The organism is Pseudazoarcus sp. NS34, assembly GCF_059703725.1.
In genome coordinates this window covers 1-12,137 of sequence record NZ_BAAKIZ010000002.1, presented here as the reverse complement: position 1 = coordinate 12,137, position 12,137 = coordinate 1, and the positions used below count along the sequence as shown (strand labels likewise).

Genomic DNA, 12,137 nt, shown 5'->3' with positions numbered 1-12,137 from the left:
CTTGTTCGTCCTGCCCCGATCAAAGGGCCGCGAGTACGGCATCACCCATCTCGCTGGTACCGACACGATTCATTCCCGGCTCGAAGATGTCGCCGGTGCGATAGCCCTGCGACAACACCTTCTTGACCGCGTTCTCGATGCGACGCGCCTCATCTTCCATTGCAAAGGTGTAGCGCAGCATCATCGCAGCCGAAAGAATGGTGGCGAGCGGGTTCGCCAACCCTTTACCGGCGATGTCCGGCGCCGAACCATGCGAAGGCTCGTACATGCCCTTGCCGTTCTCGTCGAGCGAGGCCGACGGCAGCATGCCGATCGAACCGGTAAGCATGGCCGCTTCATCCGACAGGATGTCGCCGAACATGTTGCCGGTGACGATCACGTCGAACTGCTTGGGATTGCGCACCAGTTGCATGGCGGCGTTGTCGACCAGCATGTGGGTCAACTCGACGTCCGGGAATTCTGGCGACAGTTCGATCATGACTTCGCGCCACAGCTGCGAGGTCTCGAGCACGTTCATCTTGTCAACGGAGCACAGGCGCTTATTGCGCTTGCGTGCGGCCTCGAACGCGACACGGCCGATGCGGCGAATCTCGCTCTCCGAGTAATGCATGGTGTTGAAGCCATAGCGCTCGCCATTGCGCATTTCGATCGCGCGCGGCTGACCGAAATAGATATCGCCGGTGAGCTCGCGCACGATCAGGATATCCAGACCCGCCACGATGTCCGGCTTGAGCGAAGACGCGTTGGCCAGCTCCGGATACAGAATTGCCGGACGGAAGTTGGCAAACAGGTTCAGATCCTTGCGGATGCGCAGCAAACCGCGCTCCGGGCGCTGCTCGCGCGGGTGGTTGTCCCACTTCGGACCACCGACAGCGCCGAGCAGAATGGCGTCGGCTTCCTTGACCAGCTTCTGCGAAGCTTCCGGCAACGGATCGCCCGTGGCGTCGACGGCGCAACCACCGACCTGAGCTTCTTCGAATTCCATCTTGAGATCGAGCGCCGTCAGCACGCGAACTGCTTCAGCCATGATCTCCGGGCCGATACCGTCACCCGGGGCAATGCAAATCTTCATTGAAACAATCTCCAGTCGTCCGAGCCAGAAGGCTCAGGAAAAATAATACGAATGCTCGGCGCGGCGGCGCGCCTCGAATGCCTTGATTTCGTCAGCATGAAGCAGCGTCAGGCCGATGTCGTCCCAGCCGTTGAGCAGGCATTCCTTGCGAAAAGCATCAACTTCAAAAGTGATCTGCTCGCCATTCGGGCGCGTAATGGTCTGCGTGGCCAGATCAACAAGCAGACGGTAACCCTCGGCCGCCTCACACTCGCGAAACAGCACCTCCACCACGTCAGCCGGCAGCACGATCGGCAACAGCCCGTTCTTGAAGCTGTTGTTGAAAAAGATATCGGCAAAGCTGGGAGCGATGATGACGCGGAAGCCGAAATCCTCCAGCGCCCACGGCGCATGTTCGCGCGAACTGCCGCAACCGAAGTTAGCGCGGGCCAGCAACACCTGCGCGCCCTCGTAGCGCGGTTGATTCAGCACGAAGTCAGGGTTCTTCGGTCGGTCAGTGTTGTCCTGACCTGGTTGTCCAACGTCGAGGTAACGCCACTCGTCGAACAGGTTCGGGCCAAAGCCGCTGCGCTTGATCGATTTCAGAAATTGCTTGGGGATGATCGCATCGGTATCGACGTTCGCACGATCGAGCGGCGCGACCAGCCCATCAAGGGTATTGAATGGTTTCATTACTTCACTGCCTTTTGGATGGCTTCACCACCCTTCTCGATGTCCTTGCCAAAGCCCTGGACGGTATTGCACGCGGAAAGAAAAAGCCCGGCAAGCAGCGCCAGCAACAGAAAACGCATCACGTTATTCATCTCAGCCTCGCCGGTTCAGTTGATCTGACGCACATCCACGAAGTGACCATTCACGGCCGCGGCCGCGGCCATTGCCGGACTCACCAGATGCGTCCGCCCGCCGGCGCCCTGCCGCCCCTCGAAGTTGCGGTTCGACGTCGAGGCACAACGCTCACCCGGCTCCAGCCGGTCGGCGTTCATCGCCAGACACATCGAGCATCCCGGCTCACGCCACTCAAAGCCGGCCTCGATGAAGATCTGATCGAGTCCCTCTTCTTCAGCCTGACGCTTGACCAGGCCGGAGCCCGGCACGACCAGCACCCGGCGCACGTTGTCGGCCTTCTTGCGGCCCTTCACGACGGCCGCAGCCTCACGCAGATCTTCAATGCGCGAATTGGTACAGGAGCCGATGAACACCTGATCGACCGGGATCTCGGTCATCGGCGTATTCGGGGTCAGGCCCATGTATTTGAGCGCACGCTCGGTGCTCTCGCGACGCACCGGATCATCGATACCAGCCGGATCTGGCACGCATCCGCCGATGGTGGTGACCATCTCGGGCGAGGTACCCCAGGTTACCTGCGGCTCGATCTCGGCTGCATCAAGCTCGACCACGCAGTCGAACTGCGCTCCGTCGTCCGAATGCAGAGTGCGCCAGTAATTCACGGCCTTGTCCCACTCCGCTCCGGTCGGCGCAAAGGGACGACCTTTTACGTAGTCAATGGTGATCTGGTCAACCGCCACCATACCGGCACGCGCACCGGCCTCGATAGCCATGTTGCAGATCGTCATGCGCCCTTCCATCGACAGAGCGCGAAGCGCACTGCCACCGAACTCGATGGCGTAGCCCGTGCCACCGGCCGTACCGATCTTGCCGATGATGGCCAGCACGATGTCCTTGGCCGTCACGCCGCGCGACAGTTCGCCATCCACGTGCACCAACATGCTCTTCGATTTCTTCTGCAGCAGACATTGCGTGGCGAGCACATGCTCGACTTCGGAAGTGCCGATGCCGTGCGCCAGACAGCCGAAGGCGCCGTGTGTGGACGTGTGCGAATCCCCGCACACCACGGTCATGCCCGGCAGGGTGGCGCCGTTCTCCGGTCCGATGACGTGCACGATGCCCTGGCGCGCGTCCTTGAACGGGAAGTAAGCCAGTGCCCCGACTTCGCGGATATTGGCGTCCAGCGTCTCAACCTGCTGGCGCGACACGGGATCCTGGATCCCCATGTCCCAGTGGTCGGTCGGCGTATTGTGATCGGCCGTCGCAACAATCGATTGAATGCGCCACGGTTTGCGGTGGGCCAGCTTCAGCCCCTCGAATGCCTGCGGGCTGGTGACCTCGTGCACGAGATGGCGATCGATATAGATCAGCGCCGTGCCGTCGGCCTCCTGCCGGACCAGGTGGGCATCCCACAATTTGTCATACAAGGTGCGCGCGTTCATGCAAACGTCCAACGAAAAAAGTCATTGATTATTTCACAGCGCGGCTGGACTGACCAGATTGAGCCTAGCGCTTTGCAGCCTGATAGAGCGGCATGACGCGCTCACTTGCAACCGCAAGTTCGCGCTGACGCTCAGCGTGCCCCGGGTGGGTCGACAGCCACTGCGGCGGCGCACCGGCCGAACGCGTGGCCATCTTGTTCCATAGCGACACGGCCGCCCGCGGGTCATATCCGGCCCGCGCGGCCAATTCCACACCGATGCGGTCAGCTTCTGTCTCGTGCAGACGCGAGTGCGGCAGCTCGAAAGTAACGTTGGCCACCCTCCCCATCAGGTCCTGCCCAACGGCGCCGGCACCAAGCACGGCACCGACGACGGAAACGCCAATTCCGGTTGCCATCGAGCGCGATACGCGCTCGCGTGCATGTTCGCGCAGCGCATGGGCGATCTCGTGGCCCATCACGGCTGCGATCTCGTCATCGGTCAGCTTGAGTTGCTCGATCAAACCCGAATAGATGGCCATCTTGCCGCCCGCCATGCACCAGGCGTTGAGCTCGTCAGATTGAATCACGTTGGTTTCCCACTGCCAGCCGAGCGCATCCTGGCGGAAGGCCGCGACCTGCGTCACCAGGCGCTTGGTGATGCCACGCACGCGCTCAAGCTGACGCGCATCGCGATTGAGCGCGCCCTGCTTGCGCGCCTCGGCCAACACTTCGTCGTACTGCTTGGCAGACACCTGCTCGATCTCGGAGGCCGACACCATCATCATCTGACTGCGGCTCACGCCGACCGCACCGCCCCCGGTGGTCTGCACGGACTGGCAAGCAGCCAGCACCCCGACTGCAACCACACACAGTGAACTTCTCAGCACGGATTTCATTTTTCCTCCTCTTGAACCGGGCCGGCACTGCGCCAGCCAGTCATCAGCCATATCAGACCAACCAAACCGAAACTAGATCCCAGCGTAAACGTCCAGGCGGCACCAATGGTGTCCCAGCTCACGCCACTGATCAGACCGCCCAGCATGCCGCCCGCTCCGAACGACAGACTGCCGTATAGGGCTTGTCCGTGGGCCTGCAAACGCCCGGGAAACCAGCGGTTGATCATCGCAATGGCGGCCGCGTGATTGGCGCCGAAAGTCACACCATGCAACAGCTGCGCGAGCAACAGCACCGTGAGACTGTTCGCCCCCCAACCCACCATGAGAAAACGAAGGACAACCGCAGCCAGTGAAAACAGCAGGATCGCGCGCATGCCGAAACGTTTCGCAAGACCGGGCATGATCAAGAACACGCCGATCTCCGCAATGACGCCCAGCGCCCACATCCACCCGATCACGGCCTTGCCGTAGCCATGCTCGGCGAGATGGATCGAGTAGAACACGTACATCGCGCCGTGCGCGGCAGCCATGAAGAAGCAGGCACCGAGCAGCGCACGCACCTCACGCCGCCGCAAGGTCTCGCCCAGGCGTGCCCTGCCTCGGCCACCGCTACGTCGAGTTGCTTCGGGCAAGGCAAAGCTGCACAGCACAATGCCGCACAGGATCGCTGCAATGACGATCAGCACGGCCTCGATGCGAACAAAATCCAGCAGATGGCCCAGACCGACAACGGCCACGATGAACCCCACCGAACCCCACAACCGGATGCGTCCGTAATGATGGCCCAGCGTACCGAGATGAGAGAAGGTCAGGCTCTCGACCAGCGGCAGCGCGGCACTCCAGAAGAAGGCCATCAGCACCATCGCCGCAAACATGCCGGCGAACTCGGTCGTCGTGAAGAACAAACAGAAGCCCGCTAGGCTGGCGATGGCGGAAGCGCGCACGATGGGCACACGCAGACCGGTTCGCTCGGCCAGCCAGCCCCACAGATTGGGGGCCAACACACGCATCACCTGCATCACCGACATCAGCACCGCAATGTCGGTGGCCGAATACTCCAGCGATTGCAGATACAACGTGAAGTACGGAGAGAATGCGCCGACGAAGCCAAAATAGAAAAAGTAGTACGCCGACAGCCGCCAGTAGGGAAGCATGGCCGCGCGCTCAGCCCTCCGTCGGTGCAGGCGGAGTCTGGCGGCCCTCGGGGGCAAGACGCGGCACGACCGGCGTGGACGTGCGCACGTCAGCGCATTGCGCGCGATGACGCAGCGCGTGGTCCATCAGCACGAGGGCGAGCATGGCCTCGGCAATTGGCGTGGCACGGATACCGACGCACGGGTCGTGGCGACCATGGGTGTTGACGATGACCGCATTGCCCTGCTTGTCGATCGAGCGGCGATCCAGCCGAATGCTGGAGGTCGGCTTGATCGCCATGCTGACAATGATGTCCTGCCCGGTAGACAGGCCGCCCAACACACCGCCGGCGTTGTTCGACAGGAAACCCTCGGGCGCGATCTCGTCGGAATGCTCAGTGCCACGCTGCGACACCGACGCGAAACCGGCGCCGATCTCGACGCCCTTGACGGCGTTGATATTCATCATCGCGTAAGCGATATCGGCGTCCAGCCGGTCATACACCGGCTCACCCCAGCCGACGGGCAACCCCGTAGCGACGACATTGATACGCGCGCCGACCGAATCGCCCGACTTGCGCAAGTCGTCCATGAAAGCTTCGAGCTTCGGCGCGATCTCGGCGTTGGGTGCGAAGAAGGGATTACGATCGACTTCGGCCCAATCGATGAAGGGAATATCGACAGGACCAAGCGCGGCCATGTAGCCACGAATCACCACACCGTACTGCTCGCGCAGCCACTTTCGGGCAATCGCCCCAGCCGCCACCCGTACGGCCGTCTCACGCGCCGACGAACGGCCACCTCCACGGTGATCGCGGATGCCGTATTTTTGCCAGTAGGGGTAATCGGCGTGACCGGGGCGGAAGGTCTCGGCAATGTTTCCGTAGTCCTTCGAGCGCTGATCCTGGTTACGGATCAGCAGCGCAATCGGGGTGCCGGTGGTCAGGCCTTCAAACACGCCCGAGAGGATTTCGACCTCGTCCGGCTCGCGACGCTGTGTGACGTGGCGAGAGGTGCCAGGCTTGCGTCGGTCGAGTTCACTCTGGATGTCTTCGACGGAGATCGCCAGACCCGGCGGGCAGCCGTCGACCACACAGCCGATCGCCGGACCATGCGACTCGCCGAAAGAAGTAAAGCTGAAGAGCTTGCCTTGGGTATTGCCGGACATGGAGAACTCGCGCGGGCGGTCGAATCAAGGGCGCTGATTCTATCACGCCGCTACGCGGGACTCAGGCCGGGGCGTCGCGCAGCTGCCGGCGCAGGATCTTGCCGACATTGGTCTTCGGCAGCTCATCGCGAAACTCCACCTGATGCGGCACCTTGTAAGCGGTGAGACTCTGGCGGCAATGCGCGATGATGGCGGCCTCCGTCAGGCCCGGATCGCGGCGCACGACGAAGACCTTGACCACTTCACCGCTACGTTCGTCCGGCACCCCGACCGCTGCAACCTCAAGCACCCCAGGATGGCTGACGACGACATCCTCGATCTCGTTGGGCACCACGTTGAAACCCGAGACGATGATGAGGTCCTTCTTGCGATCGACGACCGTGAGGTACCCGCCCTCATCGATGGTGGCAATGTCACCGGTGCGGAAGTAACCGTCAGCACTGAAGGCCTCGGCCGTCTCGTCCGGGCGATTCCAGTATTCGCGCATCACCTGCGGGCCCCGGACACACAGTTCGCCAGGTTCGCCGGTAGGCACCTCCATGCCGGCATCGTCCCGGATCGACACTTCCGTCGAAGGCAGAGGCAGACCGATCGAGTGATTGAAACCACCAAGATCGAGCGGGTTGATGCTCACCGCTGGCGACGTCTCGGTCAGCCCGTAGGCCTCGACCAGTGCCGTGCCGGTGGCTGCCTGCCAGCGCTCGGCGACGCGGCGCTGCACCGCCATGCCGCCTCCTAGCGTGATCTTGAGCGCAGAAAAATCGAGCTTCGCGAAATCGGGATGATTCAACAGGGCATTAAAGAGCGTGTTAACGCCGGTAATCGCCGTGAAGCGGTGCTTGCGCAGCTCCTTGATGAAGCCCGGAATGTCACGCGGATTGGTGATCAGCAGATTGGTCGCGCCGAAACTTGAATAGACCAGGCAGTTCGCGGTCAGCGAAAAGATGTGATAGAGCGACAAAGCCGTGACGATCAGCTCCTCGCCCTCCTCAACCCGCGAACGGATCCACGCACGCGCCTGCCGCATGTTGGCGACGACGTTGCCATGCGTCAGCACCGCGCCTTTCGCACGTCCGGTGGTGCCGCCGGTGTATTGCAGGAACGCGACGTCGTCGGCCGATGGCTGATAGCGCAAAAAGGCCTTGCCGGTGCCCAAGGCTAGAGCATCCTTCAAACGAACGTGTCCCGGCAGGCTCCAGGGCGGAACCATCTTGCGCACATGACGCACAGCGAAGGTGACCAACGTTCCCTTCACACTGCCCAGCAGATCCCCCAGCGCGGTAACGATGACGTGCTGCAGCGGAACAGCATCACGCACGCGCTCAACGGTATGCGCAAAGTTCTCCAGCACAACCAGCACCTCAGCGCCGGAGTCCGTCAGCTGGTGCTCAAGCTCCCGCGGGGTGTACAAGGGATTGACGTTGACCACCACGCAACCCGCACGCAACGCCCCGAACAAGGCAACCGGGTACTGCAGGAGGTTGGGCATCATCAGCGCGACGCGCGCGCCTGGCTGCAGCCCAAGCTCGTTCCTCAGATACCCGGCAAAAGCCGCAGACAGTCGATCAAGTTCATCATAGGTCAGCGCCTTGCCCATGTTGAGGTAGGCCGGCTTGTCGCCGAAGCGTGCCACCGACTCCTCAAACACATCGACGACGGACGCATGCTCAGGAGCACCGAGCTCCGCCGGCACGTCGGCGGGATAGTTCTTCAGCCAGATCCTTTCCATGCGCACCTCGATAGCCGGGTCACCTGCCCCGCAACGTGGGATCAGCGCTCGAGCTGGTCCAGCTTGCCCTTGACCGCCGCCCACTCTTCCGCGTCCGGCAGCGCGTCCTTGCGCTCGACGATCGGCGTCCAATCTTTGGCCAGGTCCGCGTTGAGCTCGATGAAGTGCTGCTGATCAGCTGGCACATCGTCCTCGGCGAAGATCGCCTCGACAGGGCATTCAGCCACGCACAAGGTGCAGTCGATGCACTCATCCGGGTCGATCACCAGGAAGTTCGGGCCTTCGCGGAAACAATCCACCGGGCACACATCAACACAATCGGTATATTTGCAGCGGATACAGGATTCCGTCACCACATAAGTCATAGCTTTTCGTCTCCACGAATATCAGAATGCGGCGATATACTTGAACCTTTGTGCCGCAAGACGGGCAACAATATAGCCGACAGCGGCACATTTTTGCTACGCAGCCGACCGCCGGACAGCATCGCAACACGGAAATCCTTGACGCGGATTCGGCCTTGGCATAACTTTCGGCTTCAACCGGGGCACCTCCGCTCCATCAGACACCCGCCCCGCATGCCGTCCTTTCCGGACACCGGCATCTACAGATTCAATTCAAACACCGCGGCCAGACCCCTCACGAGGAATCATGAGCGAGCATATTCATCACGTAACCGACAGCAATTTCGATACTGAAGTCCTGCAGGAAAACCTTCCCGTACTGGTGGATTACTGGGCTGAATGGTGTGGCCCGTGCAAGATGATTGCCCCCATCCTTGACGACGTAGCTCAGGAATACGCTGGTCGCCTGAAGGTCGCCAAACTCAACATTGACGACAATCAGGAAACCCCGGCCAAGTTCGGCGTTCGTGGCATCCCGACGTTGATGCTGTTCAAGGGCGGAAATGTCGAAGCCACCAAGGTCGGCGCGCTGTCCAAATCGCAGCTGACTGCCTTCATCGACAGCAACCTCTGAAATCGACACCCGGCCAGCGGTTCCCGCTGGCCTCCGTGACGCCTGACTGTATCCCCCGAAACGAGGCTTGACCTCCCCGCGGCTCAGGCACACCCCACCCGAAACACTCACCTACGCGCACCCGCGCTCAAATCCGCCATGCATCTATCGGAGCTCAAAGCCCTCCACGTCAGCCAGTTGCTCGAAATGGCCCATTCGAATGGTATCGAAGGCGCCAACAGGCTGAAGAAACAGGAACTCGTATTCGCCCTGCTGAAGAATCGCGCCAAGAAGGGCGAACCGATCTACGGAGACGGCGCTCTTGAGGTGCTGCCCGACGGCTTTGGTTTTTTGCGCTCGCCAGATACGTCCTACCTCGCCGGAACCGACGACATCTATGTGTCGCCGTCGCAAATCCGTCGCTTCAACCTGCACACCGGCGACACCATTGAGGGCGAAATCCGCACCCCGAAGGACGGTGAGCGGTACTTCGCGATGGTCAAGCTCGACAAGATCAACGGCGAATCACCCGAGAACTGCAAGCACAAGATCCTCTTCGAGAACCTCACCCCGCTGCACCCGAACGAGTGTTTCAAGCTCGAACGCGACATGCGCGGCGAAGAGAACATCACCGGCCGCATCATCGACATGATTGCCCCCATCGGCAAAGGTCAGCGCGGACTGCTCGTTGCCCCGCCCAAGAGCGGCAAGACGGTCATGCTCCAGCACATCGCCCACGCTCTGATCTCCAATCACCCGGAAGTCGTGGTTATCGTGCTGCTCATCGACGAGCGCCCGGAAGAAGTCACCGAGATGCAGCGTTCGGTGCGTGGTGAAGTCGTTGCCTCGACCTTCGATGAGCCGGCCTCGCGCCACGTACAGGTGGCTGAAATGGTCATCGAAAAAGCCAAGCGGCTGACCGAGCACAAGAAGGATGTCGTCATCCTGCTCGACTCTCTCACCCGCCTGGCGCGCGCCTACAACACCGTCGTTCCGGCCTCTGGCAAGGTACTCACCGGCGGCGTTGACGCCAATGCGTTGCAGAAACCGAAACGCTTCTTCGGGGCTGCGCGCAACATCGAGGAAGGTGGCAGCCTGACCATCATTGCCACTGCCCTGATCGACACCGGCAGCCGCATGGACGACGTGATTTACGAAGAATTCAAGGGCACCGGCAACATGGAACTGCACCTTGAGCGTCGCATGGCCGAGAAGCGCGTGTACCCCGCAATCAACGTTAACCGCTCCGGCACGCGTCGCGAAGAGCTGCTGATGAAGCCGGAGATCCTGCAGAAGGTCTGGGTGCTGCGCAAACTGCTGTACGGCATGGACGATATGGACGCGATGGAGTTCCTGCTCGACAAGGTCAAGGCGACCAAGAGCAACGGCGAGTTCTATGATGCAATGCGCAGGGGGTAAGACCTTTACAAGCTCTCTCTGAAATCAGGAGCACGGCGCCATGAACACCATCCAGTGGCTGAGAAACCAGTCGGGCGTGTTTGTCAGCATCACCGTGCTCGGCATCATTGCCGCCCTTATTTTTGCATTCTGGCTGTTATTTAGCGTCGTCCGCCCGGCCCCTCCACGTACGGTCACGATGATGACCGGAGCGCAGGGAGGCAGCTATGCCATGTTTGGCGAGCTATATCGAACGGCCCTCGCCCGCGAAGGGGTAGAGCTGGTGCTGCTACCCTCCAGCGGCTCCGTCGAGAACCTAAGCGGCCTGATGTCAGAGGGCGTGGATCTTGCTTTCATACAGAGTGGGATCGCTCATGATCCCGACTCTCGCGATCTTGTTTCGTTGGGTAGTATGTATTTTGAACCGGTATGGATATTTCACCGGCTCCCTGCTCCCCTAACGCGCCTCGCGCAGATCAATGGCTACTCCATCGCTATTGGAGAAGCCGGGAGCGGTGCCCAGCTTCTCGCACTGCAAATGCTGGCAGACAGCGGCGTCCCGCTCAACAGCCCTCGGCTGAAGATGATTGGCGGAAATGAAGCAGCCGATGCACTACTTGCCGGCGCGATTGACGCTGCGTTCATCATTTCGGGATCCGACTCTCCGGTAGTTCAGCGATTTCTGAGCGCTCCAGGCATCCATATTGCCGAACTGAAGCACACAGCGGCCTATACCAAACGCATTCCACATCTGGATACTGCCTTACTCCCGGAAGGCGCAATTGACCTCGTCAAAGTCAGCCCCCCGAGAGATGTACATTTGCTCGGAGCATCCGCCAACTTGATCGCCCGAGCGGATCTCCACCCTGCCATCATCAGTTTGTTGCTCCAAAGCGCGCGCGAAATTCACGCAGCACCAGGCTTGTTCCAGCGGGCTGCGGAGTATCCGAAGCTTGCAGGACGCGATCTGCCTCCCAGCGATGTTGCCCAGCGACTGTATGAAACCGGCCCGCCATTTTTACAGCGCTACCTCCCCTTCTGGCTCGCCATTCTTGTTGATCGACTGCTCGTCGCGCTCATCCCGCTGATCGCAATAATGATCCCGCTAACGCGTGTGCTGCCCGCAGTCTATTCGTGGCGAATGCGTTCCCGCATTTACCGCTGGTATGGGGAGATGAAGTTTCTGGAAAGCCGGCTCAATCCACAGACCAGCAACGAAGAAGTTGAGGAATACCTCAAACAACTCGATCACATCGAAGAGCTAGCCAATAATCGGCGCATTCCGCTCTCCTATAACAGCGAGCTCTATACGTTGCGCGAACATATCCAACTCATCAGAGAAAAACTCTTCAAGCTACGGCACGGCCGTGCCGCATAAGACCTAGTTCCTTTCCGCTGGTGTGATTCCGGTCTTCACGCTTGCGATGCCACGGGCGCTGAACTGACCGTGTTTCGGTTGCGGTGGACGCAAAAAAGCCCGCTCGATTTGAGCGGGCTTTTTGCATATGGGGTTAGTCTGACGATGACCTACTTTCACACAGGTATCTGCACTATCATCGGCGCGGGCCTGTTTCA

General features: G+C 60.7%; 13 protein-coding genes. 3 read left to right on the top strand and 10 right to left on the bottom strand.

Translation table 11 applies throughout. From position 1 onward, the window contains the following. Positions 1-19: 19 nt before the first annotated feature. The 9 genes from leuB to fdxA form a co-directional block, all read right to left on the bottom strand. Complete coding sequence (gene leuB / locus AC6H0N_RS06380; protein WP_497573261.1) at positions 20-1,072, bottom strand: 3-isopropylmalate dehydrogenase; 1,053 nt, start codon at positions 1,070-1,072, stop codon at positions 20-22. A gap of 33 nt (positions 1,073-1,105) precedes the next feature. After that, positions 1,106-1,744: a 3-isopropylmalate dehydratase small subunit gene (gene leuD, locus AC6H0N_RS06375; protein WP_497573260.1), complete on the bottom strand. Its 639-nt coding sequence runs from the start codon at positions 1,742-1,744 to the stop codon at positions 1,106-1,108. Further along, entirely contained in the window at positions 1,744-1,875 is a 132-nt protein-coding gene (locus AC6H0N_RS06370) for an entericidin A/B family lipoprotein (protein WP_497573259.1), read from the bottom strand. The genes leuD and AC6H0N_RS06370 overlap by 1 nt, the downstream gene beginning before the upstream one ends. Before the next feature lie 15 nt (positions 1,876-1,890). Further along, a complete protein-coding gene (gene leuC, locus AC6H0N_RS06365; RefSeq protein WP_497573258.1) occupies positions 1,891-3,300 on the bottom strand; it encodes a 3-isopropylmalate dehydratase large subunit in 1,410 nt (469 codons plus the stop codon). Between the two features lie 64 nt (positions 3,301-3,364). After that, positions 3,365-4,177: a M48 family metallopeptidase gene (locus AC6H0N_RS06360; protein ID WP_497573257.1), complete on the bottom strand. Its 813-nt coding sequence runs from the start codon at positions 4,175-4,177 to the stop codon at positions 3,365-3,367. Next, the gene (locus AC6H0N_RS06355) at positions 4,174-5,331 is read right to left on the bottom strand and encodes an MFS transporter (RefSeq protein WP_497573256.1); all 1,158 of its coding nucleotides are present in this window, start codon (positions 5,329-5,331) and stop codon (positions 4,174-4,176) included. Before AC6H0N_RS06355 ends, AC6H0N_RS06360 begins: the two co-directional genes overlap by 4 nt. Positions 5,332-5,341: 10 nt before the next feature. After that, entirely contained in the window at positions 5,342-6,478 is a 1,137-nt protein-coding gene (gene aroC / locus AC6H0N_RS06350) for a chorismate synthase (RefSeq protein ID WP_497573255.1), read from the bottom strand. A gap of 61 nt (positions 6,479-6,539) precedes the next feature. Next, the gene (locus AC6H0N_RS06345; RefSeq protein WP_497573970.1) at positions 6,540-8,207 is read right to left on the bottom strand and encodes an AMP-binding protein; all 1,668 of its coding nucleotides are present in this window, start codon (positions 8,205-8,207) and stop codon (positions 6,540-6,542) included. A 41-nt stretch (positions 8,208-8,248) separates the two neighbouring features. After that, positions 8,249-8,572, bottom strand: coding sequence for a ferredoxin FdxA (fdxA, locus tag AC6H0N_RS06340; RefSeq protein WP_497573254.1), 324 nt, complete (start codon positions 8,570-8,572; stop codon positions 8,249-8,251). A gap of 286 nt (positions 8,573-8,858) precedes the next feature. On the opposite strand from fdxA, the gene trxA reads away from it, so the two are divergent. From trxA to AC6H0N_RS06325, 3 genes are all read left to right on the top strand, one after another. Next, positions 8,859-9,185, top strand: a complete 327-nt coding sequence (trxA, locus tag AC6H0N_RS06335; protein WP_497573253.1) for a thioredoxin TrxA — start codon at positions 8,859-8,861, stop codon at positions 9,183-9,185. 138 nt (positions 9,186-9,323) lie between these two features. Then, positions 9,324-10,583 carry a transcription termination factor Rho gene (gene rho, locus AC6H0N_RS06330; RefSeq protein WP_497573252.1) on the top strand — a complete coding sequence of 420 codons (1,260 nt, stop codon included), beginning with the start codon at positions 9,324-9,326 and terminating at the stop codon, positions 10,581-10,583. Positions 10,584-10,623: 40 nt separating this feature from the next. Further along, a complete protein-coding gene (locus tag AC6H0N_RS06325) occupies positions 10,624-11,940 on the top strand; it encodes a TAXI family TRAP transporter solute-binding subunit (protein ID WP_497573251.1) in 1,317 nt (438 codons plus the stop codon). A gap of 3 nt (positions 11,941-11,943) precedes the next feature. Here AC6H0N_RS06325 and AC6H0N_RS06320 read toward each other — a convergent pair. Beyond that, a partial coding sequence (locus AC6H0N_RS06320; protein ID WP_497573250.1) for a hypothetical protein occupies positions 11,944-12,137 on the bottom strand: 194 nt, incomplete at its 5' end.